This is a genomic window from Agrobacterium sp. ST15.13.013 (genome assembly GCF_027956525.1).
Taxonomy (GTDB): domain Bacteria; phylum Pseudomonadota; class Alphaproteobacteria; order Rhizobiales; family Rhizobiaceae; genus Agrobacterium; species Agrobacterium salinitolerans.
This window is the reverse complement of sequence record NZ_JAQKGP010000027.1, coordinates 1-16,633: the sequence shown is the minus strand read 5'-3', so window position 1 is coordinate 16,633 and position 16,633 is coordinate 1. Positions and strand designations below refer to the sequence as shown.

16 protein-coding genes are annotated in these 16,633 nt (G+C 59.0%); 5 read left to right on the top strand and 11 right to left on the bottom strand.

Annotated features, from left to right (window positions below):
* Nucleotides 1–19: 19 nt before the first annotated feature.
* The 7 genes from coaA to hisB are packed head-to-tail and all read right to left on the bottom strand — an operon-like array spanning nt 20 to nt 4,638.
* Nucleotides 20–1,021 (bottom strand): type I pantothenate kinase, encoded by a 1,002-nt coding sequence (coaA, locus tag PL597_RS21690; RefSeq protein WP_271366218.1) that lies wholly within the window; start codon nt 1,019–1,021, stop codon nt 20–22.
* On the bottom strand, nt 1,018–1,341 hold the full coding sequence (locus PL597_RS21685; RefSeq protein WP_142912866.1) for a phosphoribosyl-ATP diphosphatase: 324 nt from the start codon (nt 1,339–1,341) through the stop codon (nt 1,018–1,020). Before PL597_RS21685 ends, coaA begins: the two co-directional genes overlap by 4 nt.
* 14 nt (nt 1,342–1,355) lie before the next feature.
* Complete coding sequence (hisF, locus tag PL597_RS21680; RefSeq protein ID WP_271366216.1) at nt 1,356–2,132, bottom strand: imidazole glycerol phosphate synthase subunit HisF; 777 nt, start codon at nt 2,130–2,132, stop codon at nt 1,356–1,358.
* Complete coding sequence (gene hisA, locus PL597_RS21675) at nt 2,129–2,872, bottom strand: 1-(5-phosphoribosyl)-5-[(5-phosphoribosylamino)methylideneamino]imidazole-4-carboxamide isomerase (RefSeq protein WP_271366215.1); 744 nt, start codon at nt 2,870–2,872, stop codon at nt 2,129–2,131. The genes hisF and hisA overlap by 4 nt, the downstream gene beginning before the upstream one ends.
* A 1-nt stretch (nt 2,873) precedes the next feature.
* Complete coding sequence (gene hisH / locus PL597_RS21670; RefSeq protein ID WP_271366213.1) at nt 2,874–3,524, bottom strand: imidazole glycerol phosphate synthase subunit HisH; 651 nt, start codon at nt 3,522–3,524, stop codon at nt 2,874–2,876.
* A 1-nt stretch (nt 3,525) separates the two neighbouring features.
* Nucleotides 3,526–4,020: a DUF2628 domain-containing protein gene (locus PL597_RS21665; protein WP_137412390.1), complete on the bottom strand. Its 495-nt coding sequence runs from the start codon at nt 4,018–4,020 to the stop codon at nt 3,526–3,528.
* 21 nt (nt 4,021–4,041) lie between these two features.
* Nucleotides 4,042–4,638, bottom strand: a complete 597-nt coding sequence (hisB, locus tag PL597_RS21660) for an imidazoleglycerol-phosphate dehydratase HisB (protein ID WP_077983705.1) — start codon at nt 4,636–4,638, stop codon at nt 4,042–4,044.
* 201 nt (nt 4,639–4,839) lie between these two features.
* On the opposite strand from hisB, the gene hslV reads away from it, so the two are divergent.
* The 4 genes from hslV to PL597_RS21640 all read left to right on the top strand — a co-directional run bounded on the left by hslV (nt 4,840) and on the right by PL597_RS21640 (nt 10,210).
* Nucleotides 4,840–5,364: an ATP-dependent protease subunit HslV gene (gene hslV / locus PL597_RS21655; RefSeq protein WP_271366212.1), complete on the top strand. Its 525-nt coding sequence runs from the start codon at nt 4,840–4,842 to the stop codon at nt 5,362–5,364.
* Nucleotides 5,365–5,450: 86 nt separating this feature from the next.
* A complete protein-coding gene (gene hslU, locus PL597_RS21650) occupies nt 5,451–6,758 on the top strand; it encodes an ATP-dependent protease ATPase subunit HslU (RefSeq protein ID WP_077983707.1) in 1,308 nt (435 codons plus the stop codon).
* Nucleotides 6,759–6,956: 198 nt separating this feature from the next.
* The gene (locus PL597_RS21645) at nt 6,957–7,922 is read left to right on the top strand and encodes a DUF1402 family protein (protein ID WP_077983726.1); all 966 of its coding nucleotides are present in this window, start codon (nt 6,957–6,959) and stop codon (nt 7,920–7,922) included.
* A 119-nt stretch (nt 7,923–8,041) separates the two neighbouring features.
* A complete protein-coding gene (locus PL597_RS21640) occupies nt 8,042–10,210 on the top strand; it encodes a malate synthase G (RefSeq protein ID WP_269825242.1) in 2,169 nt (722 codons plus the stop codon).
* A 77-nt stretch (nt 10,211–10,287) separates the two neighbouring features.
* Here the strand turns inward: PL597_RS21640 and PL597_RS21635 are convergent, their stop codons facing one another.
* Nucleotides 10,288–11,001 carry a L,D-transpeptidase gene (locus PL597_RS21635; protein WP_077984989.1) on the bottom strand — a complete coding sequence of 238 codons (714 nt, stop codon included), beginning with the start codon at nt 10,999–11,001 and terminating at the stop codon, nt 10,288–10,290.
* A gap of 183 nt (nt 11,002–11,184) precedes the next feature.
* On the opposite strand from PL597_RS21635, the gene PL597_RS21630 reads away from it, so the two are divergent.
* Nucleotides 11,185–11,670 carry an MmcB family DNA repair protein gene (locus PL597_RS21630; protein WP_077984991.1) on the top strand — a complete coding sequence of 162 codons (486 nt, stop codon included), beginning with the start codon at nt 11,185–11,187 and terminating at the stop codon, nt 11,668–11,670.
* 5 nt (nt 11,671–11,675) lie between these two features.
* Here the strand turns inward: PL597_RS21630 and PL597_RS21625 are convergent, their stop codons facing one another.
* From PL597_RS21625 to hrpB, 3 genes are all read right to left on the bottom strand, one after another.
* The gene (locus PL597_RS21625) at nt 11,676–12,263 is read right to left on the bottom strand and encodes an ActR/PrrA/RegA family redox response regulator transcription factor (protein ID WP_077984988.1); all 588 of its coding nucleotides are present in this window, start codon (nt 12,261–12,263) and stop codon (nt 11,676–11,678) included.
* Nucleotides 12,264–12,336: 73 nt separating this feature from the next.
* Nucleotides 12,337–13,644, bottom strand: a complete 1,308-nt coding sequence (gene actS / locus PL597_RS21620; protein ID WP_077984990.1) for a two-component system sensor histidine kinase ActS — start codon at nt 13,642–13,644, stop codon at nt 12,337–12,339.
* Between the two features lie 29 nt (nt 13,645–13,673).
* A complete protein-coding gene (hrpB, locus tag PL597_RS21615) occupies nt 13,674–16,160 on the bottom strand; it encodes an ATP-dependent helicase HrpB (RefSeq protein ID WP_271366210.1) in 2,487 nt (828 codons plus the stop codon).
* Nucleotides 16,161–16,633 lie beyond the last annotated feature (473 nt).

Sequence of the window (16,633 nt, the reverse complement as noted above, 5' to 3'; positions counted from 1 at the left end):
GCCGCTATGCGCGGCATCTTCACAGCTTGCGAAGCGCTACCGTGTCGATCAGGTGGTTCTTGCCCTTGCGAAGGATGAGATCGGCGCGCGGGCGCGTCGGCACGATGTTCTGGCGCAGGTTCTTCAGGTTGATGTTCTGCCAGAGCCCTTCGGCAATGCTGAGCGCTGCCTCTTCGCTGATCGACGCATAACGGTTGAAGAATGAATTCGGGTCGCGGAAGGCAGTCTGTCTCAGATTCATGAACCGGTTCACATACCAGTTGTGAATGAAGTCCTCGTCGGCATCGATATAAATCGAAAAATCGAAAAAGTCGGAAACGATCGGCACGATCCGCCCACCCGCCGGCAGGTCGCGCGATTGCAGTACGTTGATGCCTTCGAAGATCAGGATATCCGGCTGGTCGATGACGGTGAATTCGTTCGGCAACACGTCATAGGTCAGGTGCGAATAACGTGGGGCTTTCACATTCGGCTGGCCTGCCTTGATCGCCGAAAGAAAACGCAGCAGCGCGCCGATATCGTAGCTTTCCGGAAAGCCCTTGCGCTCCATCAGGTTTTCCCGCCGCAGCACCTCGTTCGGATAGAGAAATCCGTCTGTGGTAATGAGATCGACCTTGGGGCTGGAAGGCCAGCGGGCCAGAAGCTCTTTTAGAATACGCGCCGTCGTGGATTTGCCGACCGCGACGGAACCGGCGATGCCGATGACAAAGGGCGTCTTGTTGACATCAGCCATGTTGAGAAAGCGGTTGCGCTGTTCAAACAGTAGCTGCGACGCCTCGACATGCGAAGAGAGCAGGCGCGACAGCGACAGGTAGATGCGCCGCACTTCATCCAGATCGATCGGGTCATCCAGCGAGCGCAGTCGCTTCACCTCGTCGGCGGAAAGTGTCAGTGGCGTGTCGGCGCGAAACTTTGCCCATTCTTCGGAACTGAAGAAGTGATAGGGCGAATATTCGTCCGCACGAAAATGATCGAGTGTGCCTGGCATGCCTCTCTCCCCGCTGCCTGCCGTGACATTCATGATGTCGGCCTCGCCGCCTTTTCCGCAAGGCCGGTCTGGCCTGTGCGGCGTTCCAGCTCTGCAAAAACGTCCGTGAGCGGAATATCGGCAATCTTCAGCACGACAAGCAGATGGTAAAGCAGATCGGCGGCCTCGTTTTTCAGCCCATCACGATCTTTCGCGATGGCCGCGATAACGGTCTCCACCGCCTCTTCGCCGAGTTTTTTCGCCGCGCGCTCCTGGCCGGCAGCAACCAGCTTGGCTGTCCAGGATTCATCAGGAGATGCGGCGGCGCGGGTTGCGACAATGCGCTCCAGGTCGGAAAGGGAAAATGCGCTCATAGGAAATCCTGCAATCAGTCGAGACGCATGGCGATGCCATGCTCGGCCATATAGCGCTTCGCTTCGCCGATCGAATAGGTGCCGAAGTGGAAGATGGAGGCGGCAAGCACAGCGGTTGCATGGCCGTCACGAACGCCCGCCACCAGATCATCAAGCGTACCGACGCCGCCAGAGGCGATGACCGGCACGCGAACCTGATCGGCAATGCTGCGTGTCAGGCCGATATCGTAACCGCTTTTGGTGCCGTCGCGATCCATCGAGGTGACAAGCAATTCGCCGGCACCCCGTTCAACCATCTTGATGGCAAATTCCACGGCATCGATGCCCGTAGGCTGGCGTCCGCCATGGGTAAAAATTTCCCAGCGGCCAGCTTCCCCATCTTTGGAAACCCGCTTGGCGTCGATGGAAACGACGATGCACTGGTTGCCGAACTTGTCGGCCGCCTGCGCAACGAAGTCGGGATCCTTGACGGCTGCGGAGTTGATCGAGACCTTGTCTGCGCCGCAGAGGAGCAGCTTGCGAATATCCGCGACGCTGCGGACCCCGCCGCCAACGGTCACCGGCATGAAACAATGGTCCGCAGTGCGAGAAACCACGTCGAAGATCGTGTCGCGATTGTCCGAGGATGCGGTGATGTCGAGAAAGCAGAGTTCATCCGCTCCCGCCGCATCGTAGGCTTTCGCCGCCTCGACCGGATCGCCGGCATCGATCAGATCAACGAAGTTCACGCCCTTGACCACACGGCCATCTTTCACGTCGAGGCAAGGAATAATGCGGGCTTTGAGGGTCATGCACGTGCCTCCTTCGCAGCCTTGATGAGGGCGAGCGCCTCGCTCGGGTCGATGCGACCGTCATAAAGCGCGCGGCCGGAAATCGCACCCTCGAGCTTTGCGGCATCCGGCTGCAGCATGCGCTTGATGTCGTCGATGGAGGCAAGGCCGCCGGAGGCGATGACCGGGATGGAGACGGCACTCGCCAGTTCCAGCGTCGAAGCCCAGTTGATGCCGGCCAGAATGCCATCGCGATCGATGTCGGTATAGATGATGGCTGCGACACCGGCACCTTCGAAACGTTTGGCAAGCTCGATCACACCGAGTTCGGAGGCCTCCGCCCAGCCTTCAACGGCAACCTTGCCGCCCTTGGCGTCGATGCCGACGGCGACCTGGCCGGGGAAACGTTTGCAAGCCTCAATGACCAGAACCGGATCGCGAACTGCCACCGTGCCGAGAATGACACGGGCAAGACCGCGGCTCAGCCAGGCCTCGATATGATCGAGCGTGCGGATGCCGCCGCCCAGCTGCACCGGGTTTTTCGTGGCTTTGAGAATGGCATCGACAGCCTCGCCATTCACGGTCTGGCCGGCAAAGGCGCCGTTGAGATCGACGACATGCAGCCATTCGAAGCCCTGATCCTCGAAGGCTTTCGCCTGCGCGCCGGGATCGGTATTGTAGACGGTTGCCTGGTCCATATCGCCGAGTTTCAGGCGCACGCACTCACCGTCTTTGAGATCGATTGCGGGGAAAAGAATCATGTCAGGGCTTCCAGCGCAGGAAATTTGAAATCAGGGCAAGGCCGAGCGTCTGGCTTTTTTCCGGGTGGAACTGCGCGCCCGCCATATTGTCGCGGCCGACAAAAGCCGTCATCGCGCCACCGTAATTGGTAGTGGCGATGACGTCTGCCGAATGCTTGGCCGCCAGATGATAGGAATGCACGAAATAGGCGTGCAACCCGTCAGCGCCTGTCTTGATGTCGTCGAACAGCGGGTGGGCGTGGCGGATTTCCAGCGTGTTCCAGCCGATCTGCGGAATCTTAAGGCCCGGATCGGACGGCGTCATTTCCACGACATCGCCTTCAATCCAGCCAAGGCCCTTGCTGACAGTCTTTTCCAGCCCGCGCGAGGACATGAGCTGCATGCCGACGCAGATGCCGAGGAAGGGATGGGCCTTTTTCTCCACGGCTTCGATGAGTGCGTCATGCATTCCGGGAACGGCGTCAAGACCGGCGCTGCAATCCGCATAGGCGCCGACACCCGGCAGCACGATGCGGTCCGCCGAGGCGACATGATCCGGCCTGTCGGTCAGGTCGATAGTTGCATCGATGCCGGCTTCGCGGGCGGCACGCTCGAAAGCTTTGGTGGCCGAACGCAGGTTGCCCGAACCGTAGTCGATAATCGCGACACGCATGTCAGCGCCTTCCATTCAAGTCGAAAAGAAACGATCCGGCGGGATCGTTGACGAAGTTTTTGCCGCCGCTCTTTTGCGGCGAAGGGGTCCAGACTGGCTGGGACAGCTGTTCTGTCACGCCAGGATTCTCGGATAGACCGGAGAAATATATGTCTTCGGCACTCGAAAGATCAGGGGCGGAAACGACTGACGTCAGCGTCCAGCCTTTGCGCATCAGGTGCCGGACGAGAAAATCGCGACCCTCCAGCGCCGTGATAATCCCGATGGCAAAATTGCACAGAATGCCGATTGGTTCGAATCCGGCTAACATCGAGGCCTGCCCGGCCGCGACGAGGGCGATGACGACGATAGCCGCCGCCAGCCACAGCCGGTTAATCGCAAGCCATAACCATGGCGCAATGAGAGCCAGCCAGACGAAACGATCGGCAATGAAGCGGGTCGTCTTGTGGTTCCTGTCCGGCCCGTTGGGGGCTTCCAGAACGAGATAGCTTGTCATGGGCTTCCTGACGCTTTGGCGTCAGGCCAGCATACCCTTCGTCGAGGGAACGCGGCCTGCCTGCCGGGGGTCGATCTCGGTTGCCGTACGAAGAACGCGGGCAACGGCCTTGAAGCACGTTTCGGCGATATGATGGTTGTTGGCGCCGTAATGGTTCAGGATATGCAGCGTAATGCCGGCATTCTGCGCGAGCGCCTGGAAGAACTCGCGCACCAGTTCGGTATCGAACGTGCCGATCTTCGGCGCGGAAAAATTGACGTTCCAGACCAGGAAGGGCCGGCCGGAAATATCGACGGCGGCCTTGGTCATCGTCTCGTCCATCGCAAGATCGAGCGAGGCGTAACGGGTAATGCCGCGCCGGTCGCCCAAGGCCTTGGCAATAGCCTGACCGATGGCGATGCCGGTATCTTCCACGGTGTGGTGGTCATCGATATGCAGGTCGCCCTGAACCTCGATGTCCATGTCTATAAGCGAATGGCGGCTCAACTGCTCCAGCATATGGTCGAAAAATCCCACGCCGGTGGAAATTTTCGATTTGCCGGTGCCGTCGATATCCACACGCACCGAAACCGAGGTTTCGTTGGTCTTGCGGATAATCTCGCCTTTACGTTCTGCCATTTTGGCCGCTCCGTGAAAATGTTGCCGTTCCTTATCAGCACGGGACACAAATATCCAGTTGTTCCATCGTCTTGGCCGACTTGCGGAAAACCCGGTGTGATCCCGATGATTGCAATCGGAAAAACCAGACTTACATAGAACCCGAAAAGGGCCGCAACCCGGCCCGTTAACCCCAGGCCCGGCAGGGCAGACAGGTGTTTGATGACAACAATCATTACAGTCAGAAAGGGCGGCAAGGTCGTCATGGCTGGCGACGGGCAGGTAAGCCTTGGCCAGACCGTCATGAAGGGCAATGCCCGCAAGGTTCGCCGTATCGGCAAGGGTGAGGTGATTGCCGGTTTTGCCGGCGCGACGGCGGATGCTTTTACATTGCTCGACCGTCTCGAAAAGAAACTCGAGCAATATCCCGGCCAGTTGATGCGCGCAGCCGTGGAGCTCGCGAAGGACTGGCGCACGGATAAATATCTGCGCAATCTCGAAGCGATGATGCTGGTGGCTGACAAATCGACCACGCTCGCCATCACCGGCAATGGTGATGTGCTGGAACCGGAACATGGCACAATCGCCATCGGCTCCGGCGGCAACTATGCCTTCGCAGCCGCCCGCGCCATGATGGATACGGACAAATCGGCTGAAGAGGTGGCGCGCCAGTCGCTCGATATCGCCGCCGATATCTGCGTTTATACCAACCACAGTCTCGTCGTCGAAACCCTCGACGCCGAATAAGCCTGTTTCTCACACCATTTCTCACCAAAGGGTCCTGTGGGCCGGGCCGGAATGGCCGGCCGGAACAGGAAAGCCGAGAGGATAGAATGACCACTTTTTCTCCCCGGGAAATCGTCTCGGAACTCGACCGCCACATCATCGGCCAGCATGATGCCAAACGTGCGGTCGCAATTGCGCTGCGCAACCGCTGGCGTCGCCAGCAGCTCGATGAGAGCCTGCGCGACGAAGTCATGCCGAAAAATATTCTGATGATCGGGCCGACCGGTGTCGGCAAGACGGAGATTTCGCGCCGTCTCGCGAAGCTCGCCGGCGCGCCCTTTATCAAGGTCGAAGCCACGAAGTTCACCGAAGTAGGCTATGTCGGCCGCGACGTCGAACAGATCATCCGCGATCTGGTCGAGATCGGCATCGGCCTCGTGCGCGAAAAGAAGCGCGCCGAAGTGCAGGCCAAGGCGCATCAGAGCGCCGAAGAGCGCGTGCTTGACGCACTGGTGGGCGCAACGGCATCGCCGGGCACCCGTGAGAACTTCCGCAAGAAGCTGCGCGACGGCGAATTGGACGACAAGGAAATCGATATCGAAGTGACCGATAGCGGCTCGGGCATGCCCGGTTTCGAAATTCCCGGCATGCCGGGCGCCAATATCGGCGTGCTCAACCTGTCGGAAATGTTCGGCAAGGCCATGGGCGGACGCACCAAGAAGGTGCGCACGACAGTGTCCAAATCCTATGCCGATCTTATCCGCGACGAATCCGACAAGCTGCTCGACAATGAAATGATCCAGCGCGAGGCGGTGAAATCGGTCGAAAATGACGGCATTGTCTTCCTTGACGAGATTGACAAGATCGCCGCCCGCGATGGCGGCATGGGCGCCGGCGTGTCCCGCGAAGGTGTGCAGCGCGATTTGCTGCCGCTTGTCGAAGGCACGACGGTTTCGACGAAATACGGGCCTGTCAAAACCGACCACGTTCTCTTCATCGCCTCGGGCGCCTTCCATGTGGCAAAGCCTTCGGACCTCCTTCCCGAACTTCAGGGCCGCCTGCCGATCCGCGTCGAGCTGAAGCCGCTGACGAAGGAGGATTTCCGCCGTATCCTGACCGAGACGGAAGCAAGCCTCATCCGCCAGTATAAGGCGCTGATGGCAACGGAAGAACTCGATCTCGATTTCACCGATGACGCCATCGATGCGCTGGCCGATGTCGCCGTTCATCTCAACTCGTCGGTCGAGAACATCGGTGCGCGCCGTCTGCAAACGGTGATGGAGCGTGTTCTGGACGAGATTTCCTTCAACGCACCGGACCGTGGTGGCTCCGCCGTCAAGATCGATCAGGAATACGTGAAAAAACATGTCGGCGATCTCGCCGCCGATACGGATTTGTCGCGTTACATTCTCTAAAGATTTAAGCGAGACCGAAAGAAGAGTGCGGCCATATTTGCCGCACTCTTTTATTTTATCCGCCTTGTCTCGCATTCAGCCCGCATTTTGTTTATGGGAAGGGCTGCATTCCGGTTGGAACCGCTTTCGTGGAATGGTCCGGTTTTCCCAGCACCTTTCGCTGGCGGAAGCCGCAGGCTTGAGAAAAGGCATTCGCTCGTGCGCAAAACTCTTCTGGCATTTGCCGCTGCTTTGACGTTCACCGTCACCGCGTCTTCTTACGTCGAAGCCGCGACGGTCGTTCCGCCAGGCAATCGCAATGCCGAACAGCCCGGCGTTCCCGGCGCTTCTGCAAAAAGAACAAAAGCGTCCAACACCTCTTTCGAGCGCAAATACCAGAAGGTCATCGACCTCTTGTCCTCCGACAAAGCTCTAATCGCCAAGATCAAGTCGACGGCCGGGCGCTACGGCATCGATCCGATCCATATGATCGGCGCGATCGTTGGCGAACATACCTATAATGTCGACGCTTATGACCGACTGCAGTCCTATTACGTCAAGGCTGCTTCTTATGCGGGCAACAGCTTTCGTTTCGGCTACAAGGACGAAACCATCGCGCAGTTCCTCACGCATTCGCAATTTGCAAAATGCCAGTCGAAAAGGGATTCCTACAGCCTCTGGAACTGTCGGGAAGATGTCTGGGAAGACAACTTCCGCGGCAGGACGGTTGATGGCGTCGCCTACCCGAACAATCGCTTCAGCGCCGTGTTTTTCCAGCCCTTCTATGCCGGCCAGACCTTCGGCCTCGGTCAGATCAACCCGCTGACGGCGCTGATGTTGTCCGATATGGTGTCGAGAACGTCCGGCTATGAGAAGCTGGATGAGAACGACGCCGCTGCCGTCTATACCGCCATCATGGACCCTGACCGGTCGCTCGCTTTCATGGCGGCGTCCATCCGCAAGTCTATCGACGACTATAGATCGATTGCCGACATGGATATTTCGAAGAATCCGGGTGTGACCTCGACGCTTTATAATGTCGGCGGATCTCAGCAGCGCGCTACCATCCTTGCCCAGAAAAATCGCCAGCGCGCTTCAGGCGGGGAGCAGCCTCTGTTGCCGGAAGAAAATTATTATGGCTGGCTGGTGAATGATCGCATCAAGGATCTGCAGGCGCTTTTGTAGAAAAAGGCGACGATCGCCCACATTGTTTCCAAAATGGAAATAATATTTGGCTGTCCGCCGCAATTGACGAGCGACCGCCTCCGCGTCCAATCTGTGCCTTCAGAATAAAGGAGGCGCATGTGAGCCGCACGAATAAATTCGGTCTTTCCATCGATGACAGGCTTTATGCCTTTTTGACAGACGATGTTCTGCCAGGCACGGGTCTGGACAACGAAGCGTTCTTTGAAGGTTTTTCGACCATTGTTCACGAGCTTTCTCCGAAGAACCGCGAATTGCTTGCAAAGCGCGACGCCCTGCAGGAAAAGCTGGATGGCTGGTATCGGCAGAATGGCGCGCCGGCAGACTTTGACGCCTATGAGGGCTTTCTGAAGGACATCGGCTATCTGCTGCCGGAAGGCCCGGGCTTCCAGGTGGAAACCAGCAATGTCGACCCAGAAATAGCTGCCGTTGCCGGCCCGCAGCTCGTCGTTCCGGTCATGAATGCGCGCTATGCGCTGAATGCGGCCAATGCCCGCTGGGGTTCGCTTTATGATGCGCTTTATGGCACGGATGCCATTTCTGACGCCGACGGTGCGGAGAAGGGCAGGGGGTACAATCCGAAGCGCGGTGAAAAGGTCATTGCCTGGGCGCGAAATTTCCTCGATGAATCCGCTCCGCTGGAGACGGGAAGCTGGTCCGAGGTGACCGGTTTCAAGACCGAGGATGGCCTGTTGCAGCTTGCCATCGGCGACGCCAGGACTGGCCTCAAGGATGCAGCCCAGTTCAAGGGTTTCAGCGGCGAAGCGGCAAAGCCTGCAACGATCCTGCTCGGCAAGAATGGTTTGCACACCGAAATCGTCATCGATCCCACGACCGAAATCGGCAAGGGTGACAAGGCGGGAATCTCAGATGTCATTCTCGAATCCGCCCTCACGACCATCATGGATTGTGAGGATTCGGTTGCCGCCGTCGACGCCGAAGACAAGGTGCTGGTTTATGGCAACTGGCTTGGCCTGATGCGCGGTGACCTGACTGAAGAAGTATCAAAGGGCGGCAAGACCTTCACCCGCAGCCTAAACCCGGATCGCTATTACGCCGCTCCCAATGGCTCTGCGCTTACACTGCCGGGTCGGTCCCTGATGCTGGTGCGCAATGTCGGTCATCTCATGACCAATCCGGCGATCCTCGACAGGGAGGGCCGCGAGGTGCCGGAAGGCATCATGGATGCTGTCGTCACGGCGCTGATCGCCCTTTATGATGTCGGTCCATCCGGGCGGCGTCAGAATTCCCGCGCCGGCTCGATGTATGTCGTCAAGCCGAAGATGCACGGGCCGGAGGAAGTGGCCTTCGCCAACGAAATCTTCAGCCGGGTCGAACAGCTTGTCGGCATGGCGCCGAACACCATGAAAATGGGCATCATGGATGAGGAGCGCCGCACCACGGTCAACCTCAAGGAAAGCATCCGCGCCGCAAAGGATCGCGTCGTCTTCATCAATACGGGCTTTCTCGACCGCACGGGCGACGAAATCCACACCTCGATGGAAGCAGGTCCGATGATCCGCAAGGGCGATATGAAGCAGGCGGCGTGGATCGCCGCTTACGAGAACTGGAACGTTGATATCGGCCTCGAATGTGGCCTTTCCGGCCATGCGCAGATCGGCAAGGGCATGTGGGCCATGCCGGATCTGATGGCGGCCATGCTGGAGCAGAAGATCGCGCACCCCAAGGCTGGCGCCAATACCGCCTGGGTGCCTTCGCCGACGGCGGCGACTCTGCACGCCACGCACTATCACAAGGTCGATGTCGCTTCGGTGCAGGAGGGGTTGAAAAGCCGCGGCCGTGCAAAGCTCTCCGATATTCTGTCGGTGCCGGTCGCGCCGCGTCCCAATTGGACACCGGAAGAAATCCAGCGCGAACTCGACAACAATGCGCAGGGTATTCTCGGCTATGTCGTGCGCTGGGTCGATCAGGGCGTCGGCTGCTCCAAGGTGCCCGATATCAACGATATCGGGCTGATGGAGGACCGCGCCACGCTTCGAATTTCCGCGCAGCACATGGCGAACTGGCTGCGCCATGGTGTGGTGACAGAGGGGCAGATCGTCGAGACCATGAAGCGCATGGCTGCCGTGGTCGATACGCAGAATGCGGGTGATCCGGCCTATCTGCCGATGGCATCCGACTTCGATGGATCGGTGGCATTTCAGGCGGCTGTCGAACTGGTGCTGAAGGGTCGCGAACAGCCTAATGGTTACACCGAACCTGTTCTGCACCGCCGTCGTCTGGAACTGAAGGCCAAACAGGCAGCCTGAAACCGTCAGCAGTCCTGAGAAACAAAAAAGCCGCCGGGGATATCCACGGCGGCTTTTTCTTATCCGGTATCTGATCTTTACTGGATAACGACCACTTTCGTGCTGCGTCCGGGACGGACGCGGCTATAGAGATCGATCACATCCTGGTTGATCATGCGGATGCAGCCGGAAGAGGCCGCGGTGCCGATAGAAGCCCACTCGGGCGAACCGTGGATGCGGAACAGCGTGTCCTGTCCCTTTTCGTTGAAGAGATACATGGCGCGCGCGCCGAGCGGGTTGGAAAGGCCCGGGCCCATGCCGGCCTCGACATATTTCGCCACTTCCGGCTTGCGGTCGGCCATTTCCTTCGGCGGATGCCACATCGGCCATTCCTGCTTCCAAGCGACATAGGCTTCACCGGCCCAGGCAAAACCCGCCTTGCCGACGCCGATGCCGTAACGAACCGCACGGTTGCCGGACAGGATGTAATAGAGGTAGCGATCGCGCGTATTGACGATGATGGTGCCAGGGCGCTCCGAAGTCTGGAACTCGACGATCTGGCGACGGTACTTCTCATTCACGCGATTGATCGGAATGGCCGGCAGCGCATAGCCCGCATCGGTCACGGGACCGTACACATCGTTGAAGATCTGGACCGTTTCGACCTTCGCCGGAACGGGATCGGCAACCGGTACTGACGCTGCGATCTTGCCGGAGGTCGGAGTGGAGGATTGGGAGGTCGTTTCGGCGCAGCCGGCCAGAGCCAGTGCTGCCGTCAGACCGAGTGCGGTCAATGGGGTACGGATGCGCATGTTGTTCTCGCGGAAAATTCGCCAAATTGTGCGAAGGAGTAGGCTTAATTGGATAAATCGGTTATTTTCCATTCAGCCGCTCTTGGCAAGCCGTTGCGCCGCCGCGAGGTGGTTGCGCCTTTAATATTGCCGGTTGATTGCCTTTTTGCAACAATGGGCCAAACGCTTCAGCAGCCTTTATCCATGACTATTCTTTCCGTTACCAACAATAATCCGTTAATCGACGGCCGCCAGTCGGACAAGGCGATGCTGGTGCGCCGCGGCGTTCAGGTGCTTCTGCACGAAATGCGCCATTCGGTGCTGCCGGAGTTGCCGCTTGCAAGCGGGCGACGGGCCGATCTCATCAGTCTGTCGGTCAAGGGTGAAATCTGGATCATCGAAATCAAATCCTCCATCGAGGATTTCCGTGTGGATCGCAAATGGCCGGACTATCGCCTGCATTGCGACCGACTGTTCTTCGCCACCCATCCAGAGGTTCCGACCGATATATTCCCGGAGGAATGCGGGCTGATCCTGTCGGATGGATATGGTGCCCACGTGCTGCGCGATGCGCCGGAACATAAATTGCCGCCGGCGACCCGCAAATCGGTGATGTTGGATTTTTCGAGAACCGCTGCGACCCGGCTGATGCTGGCGGAATGGACAACCGGGCGCAGCTTCGGCGAATAATACCGTTACTTTGGGGCACGTTTCGCGAGAATGCGCTGCAAGGTGCGCCGATGCATGTTGAGCCGGCGCGCTGTTTCCGAAACGTTTCGCTCGCACATTTCATAAACGCGCTGAATATGCTCCCACCGAACCCGGTCTGCCGACATGGGATTTTCGGGAACTTCGGTCTTTTCACCCTTGCGCTGCGTCAGCGCATTGAACACATCGTCCGCATCGGCGGGCTTTGCCAGATAGTCCAGCGCTCCGAGTTTCACGGCGGTAACGGCGGTTGCAATATTGCCATAGCCGGTCAGAACCACGATCTGCGTATCGTCCCGGTTCTGCCTGATTGCCTCGATGACTTCCAGACCGTTGCCATCCGCAAGCCTCAGATCGACCACCGCATACTTCGGCGGCGCAGCCCTGGAGCGGGCAATGCCGTCGCTCACCGTCTCGGCCGTATCGACGGCAAAGCCGCGTGTTTCCATTGCCCGGGCAAGCCGGCGCAAAAACGGGCCGTCATCATCGACAATCAGCAGCGATCTGTCGGGTCCGATCGGATCGCCGTCGTCCGTTGGCGCGCTGGTAGAGTTGTTCTCGTCGTCTGTCTTCATGTTTGCGGCCTTCCGGCAACTTCGTCGGCTTTGTTTTCTTCTTCTTATCGCCGCTTCAACGTGGATGGTAAAGTCAACGGCTTCTTTTATCGTCCATAAGCGCTCGAGGCCAGACGATTGTCACCCTTGCTCCCTTTTCGCTTGTGCCACGATTTTCAAAAGTGACACTGGCGCCGGAGCGCTCCAGCAGGGTCTTGGCGATGAAAAGCCCAAGCCCGAGCCCGCCCGCCCGTGTGTCGTTGTGACGTTCGGTCACATAGGGTTCGCCGATGCGCGCAAGCACGTCATGGGCGTAACCCGGCCCGTCGTCTTCAATGATGACGGCGACGTTCTGCTGATCGTAATCCACGGTTACGGTCACCTTTTCCCGCGCATAATCCACGCCGTTTTCAATGAGGTTGCCAAGACCGTAGATGATACCGGCATTGCGGATACCGACAGGTTCGTCGGCGCGATTGTTCTTTTCAACGAGTTCGAGGCGGATGCCGAATTCCCGGTGCGGCGCCATCACCTCCTCGATCAGCGAGGAGAGCGGCAGGCGGCGCATATGTTCTTCGTTGTCGGTGGAAAGAGAGGTGAGCCGGCGCAGAATATCGCGGCATCTTTCGCTCTGGCTGCGCAGCAGCGCTATATCTTCGCCAAATTTTTCGTCGTGTCCAAGTTCCCGCTCCATCTCCTTCGCGACAACGCTGATTGTTGCGAGCGGCGTGCCGAGCTCGTGCGCCGCCGCCGCCGCCAGCCCGTCCAGCTGCGAGAGATGTTTTTCCCGCTCCAGCACCAGCTCCGTTGCAGCCAGCGCATCCGCCAGCTGGTTTGCCTCATGCGAAACGCGATAGGCATAAAAGGCCGCAAAAGAGGTTGTGGCGATGATCGCGACCCAGGTGCCGACATGCAGCAGAAGCTGGATCGGCAAAACCTCGCCGGGATACCACGGAACCGGAAAGGGTGAAAAGGCGATTGCGGTCGAGCAGATGATGGCAAAGCCAAGAAGAATAAGCGAATGCCGTAACGGCTGGGAGGCAAACGCAATGATGACCTGCACGCAGATCAGCGGCGCGAAGGGATTGGAAAGTCCGCCGGTGATGTAAATGAGCGCCGTCAATTGCAGCAGGTCGAAGGCCAGAAGCAATGTCGCTTCCCAGGGCTCCAGACGATAGGTGGAGGGAAAACGAGCGGTGAGAAACAGATTTGCAAGAGCCAGCGCCGCAATCAATAGGCTGCAGGCCAAAAGCGGCAGGGGAAAATTGAATCCGAAGGCGACAAGCAGGATCGTCGCCGTCTGTCCCGCAACCGCCAGCCAGCGCAGCCAGACGATTGTCTGCAACCTTATCCTGCGGCTGGCGCGGCCGAGCCTCGTGGTTTCGATAGAATGGCCAGCCACCGTCATCTCCTTTACCCTGTCCCTCATCATCACGTCCCGCGCGGTTTCGCGCGGCTAGTCGGCAGGGCCGATGCCGGGTCCTCCGGCCATGGATGGCGTGGATAACGCCCGCGCATATCCGCCCGCACATCCTTCCAGGACCCCGACCAGAAGCCCGGAAGATCGCGTGTCGTCTGTATCGGCCTGTGCGCCGGCGAGGTCAATTCCAAGAGCAGCGGCAACCGCCCCTGCGCAATGGTCGGGTGAGCTCTCAAGCCGAAAAGTTCCTGCACGCGAATGGAAAGCGTCGGTTCGCTGGCGTCGTAACGGATGGGATGCCGCTGGCCCGTCGGTGCTTCGAAATGCGTCGGCGCCAACTTGGCGAGATCGCGCGCTACCTCATGCGGCACCAGAGACAGGATCCCTTCGGAGAGGCTGCCGGGTCGAATGTCCTGCAGGCTACGCGCGCCGTTCTGAAAAGGGACGAACCACTCTTCCAGCCGCGAAAGCAACGCCTCTTCGCTGACATCTGGCCAGGGCTCCCCGATACTGGCGTTCAGAAAACCGATCCTGTCGCGCAACTGCAGCGTCTCTTTCGAAAAAGGAAGGATGCCGATGCCGAATTCCCGAACGCCATTGGCGAGCGCCTGTGCCGCCTGTTCACCCTCGGGACGGGGGAGGGGTGTCTCATCGAGGATGATGGCGCCAAGCCGTGTCACCTTTCGCGCGCGGGCCTGGCCGCTCGCCTTGTCGAAAAGCAGCTGGTCCTGCTGAACGATGAGGTGCGGCATTCGCTCCTCCATATCGGTCCTGTCTATGCCTGCCGCGGCAAGGATGCGCGGCTGCGCCGCTCGTCCGGTAATATCGGCAACCACCAGCATTTTGCTCGCCGCCAGCCGTTCTGTCTCTGCAAGCTCTGCGCCACGCCCGTTGGCCATCACATACCGTCCCCGCGCGCCGCGCTGAAGCGCGATCCTGTCCGGATAGGCGTGCAGCAGCAGCGGACCGGCCCCGCTCGGCAATTCGGCTGCCGCCGTTTTGTCGCCGATCGCGTCAAACAGCCTCGATGCCAGCTTGCGCGCCGCCTGCGCCCTTTCGCTCCTGTCGGAAAGAAAGCGCCGCAGCCTTTCATCTAGATCGATGTCGTTTCCGCCGAGCCCCTGTTCCGTCAGCATGACGGCGAGCATCGCCGCCTTCTTCCCCGCGCCTTCGCTTGCCGCCGCAATCACCATGGCCGCCAGCCGTGGCGGCAACGAAAGGCCGCGCATCAAATGGCCGCGCTGCGTCAGCGCTCCGACTTTGTCGAGCGCGCCCAGATTTTTGAGAAGCGCCATCGATTCTTTAAGTGCGGCTTCGGGGGGCATATCCAGAAAGGCAAGAGAAGAGGGATCCTGAACACCCCAATGGGCGAGATCGAGCACAAGGCCGGCAAGATCGCTTGCCAGAATTTGCGGTGGCGTGAAGGCGTGGAGCGCCGCCGTCTGCCCCGGATGCCACAGGCGGATCGCAACACCGGGTTCCGTTCGCCCGGCGCGTCCCGCCCGCTGGTCGGCGGAAGCGCGCGACACCCGCAACGTCTCCAGCCTCGTGATTCCCGTTGCGGGCTCGAAGACAGGTAGTCGCTGCAATCCGCTGTCGATCACCACACGCACGCCATCGATGGTAATCGAGGTCTCCGCAATCGAGGTGGCAAGCACGATCTTGCGTCGTCCGGCCGGCGCCGGCTTTATCGCCGCATCCTGCTCCTTCTGCGAAAGGTTGCCGTAAAGCGGGATGATATCCGTATCTGCGGGAAAACGTCCCTCCAGCCGTACGGCCGTTCGGGTAATTTCCGACTGTCCCGGCAGAAAGGCGAGGATGGAGCCGTTTTCCGACCCATGGACCTCAGTGATCGCCTTGGTAACTTTCTCTTCAATCGGCACGCCCTGCCAACGATCCTCATAACGGACGTCGATTGGAAACGTCCGCCCAAGGCTCTGAATGATCGGGGCGTCTGCCATGAGCGTGCTGATGCGTTCGACATCGAGCGTGGCGGACATGACGAGGATACGCAGATCGTCGCGCAACCCACCCTGCACATCAAGCGCTAGCGCCAGTCCGAAATCGCCGTCGAGCGAACGCTCGTGAAACTCGTCGAAAATCACCGTCGAAACGCCGGCAAGTTCAGGATCGTCCAGGACCATGCGGGCAAACACGCCTTCGGTCACCACTTCGACGCGTGTTTTCGAGGAGATGCGATTGTCGAGCCGCATGCGGTAGCCGACGGTTTGCCCGACATCCTCGTGAAGCAGTTCGGCCATGCGCCCGGCTGCGGCACGCGCGGCGAGCCGGCGCGGTTCGAGAAGAATGATCTTGCCGTCACCCCGCCAGTCCTGCTGCAAAAGATGAAGCGGCACCAGCGTCGTTTTACCCGCGCCCGGTGGAGCCGAAAGAACTGCGCGCTTCGCCCCGGCCAGAGCCTCGGCGATATCGCCGAGAACGGCACTCACGGGAAGTTCGGGCAACTCGGTCTTTATAGGAACGGGCATTCTAGTCATGCAAACAGGCCTGCGGCTCTGGGGTGGTGTTTAAGCGTCTCATATGCCGTTTCTAATGCACCGTCCCGCACTTTGACAGCCGTATGTAAGGAGCAGGCAAATGCTCCGTCGTTAAAGTCACGGTTCCTTGCGCGCTATTTGCAGTCAAGACCGGAGAAGCAGGCATTGGGCGCGTGGCGAAATGTCGGAAGATTCCGTCTCTTTCGCTTGTTTTCGCTTCGCTTCACGAAACTACCTAATAAAATCAATAGTTTGATAAAAATGTCAGTTTTTTGACGATAGGTGTGTTGACTTGTTTGGTGTGGTTCTCTTATAAGTCCGCTCACTGAACGAGGGCGGCGGCGCTGCTGGCGACGAAGTCTTTCGTTCTAAATAAATCAAGAAGATGAGCTGAATGCTTGTTTGTTTCCGGGGTTTTGAGCCTTGGGGGATTGATTGATTGACTGCTTAGTGTGGTCTGTTTTTTGACAATT

Excerpts from the sequence above, each read along its gene's own strand:
- hisA (WP_271366215.1), bottom strand. The coding sequence starts at position 2,872 with ATGATTCTTTTCCCCGCAATCGATCTCAAAGACGGTGAGTGCGTGCGC.
- hisB (WP_077983705.1), bottom strand. The coding sequence starts at position 4,638 with ATGGCAGAACGTAAAGGCGAGATTATCCGCAAGACCAACGAAACCTCG.
- hrpB (WP_271366210.1), bottom strand. The coding sequence starts at position 16,160 with ATGACTAGAATGCCCGTTCCTATAAAGACCGAGTTGCCCGAACTTCCC.
- hslU (WP_077983707.1), top strand. The coding sequence starts at position 5,451 with ATGACCACTTTTTCTCCCCGGGAAATCGTCTCGGAACTCGACCGCCAC.
- PL597_RS21635 (WP_077984989.1), bottom strand. The coding sequence starts at position 11,001 with ATGCGCATCCGTACCCCATTGACCGCACTCGGTCTGACGGCAGCACTG.
- PL597_RS21685 (WP_142912866.1), bottom strand. The coding sequence starts at position 1,341 with ATGAGCGCATTTTCCCTTTCCGACCTGGAGCGCATTGTCGCAACCCGC.
- hslV (WP_271366212.1), top strand. The coding sequence starts at position 4,840 with ATGACAACAATCATTACAGTCAGAAAGGGCGGCAAGGTCGTCATGGCT.
- hisF (WP_271366216.1), bottom strand. The coding sequence starts at position 2,132 with ATGACCCTCAAAGCCCGCATTATTCCTTGCCTCGACGTGAAAGATGGC.
- PL597_RS21630 (WP_077984991.1), top strand. The coding sequence starts at position 11,185 with ATGACTATTCTTTCCGTTACCAACAATAATCCGTTAATCGACGGCCGC.
- hisH (WP_271366213.1), bottom strand. The coding sequence starts at position 3,524 with ATGCGTGTCGCGATTATCGACTACGGTTCGGGCAACCTGCGTTCGGCC.
- PL597_RS21625 (WP_077984988.1), bottom strand. The coding sequence starts at position 12,263 with ATGAAGACAGACGACGAGAACAACTCTACCAGCGCGCCAACGGACGAC.
- coaA (WP_271366218.1), bottom strand. The coding sequence starts at position 1,021 with ATGAATGTCACGGCAGGCAGCGGGGAGAGAGGCATGCCAGGCACACTC.
- PL597_RS21665 (WP_137412390.1), bottom strand. The coding sequence starts at position 4,020 with ATGACAAGCTATCTCGTTCTGGAAGCCCCCAACGGGCCGGACAGGAAC.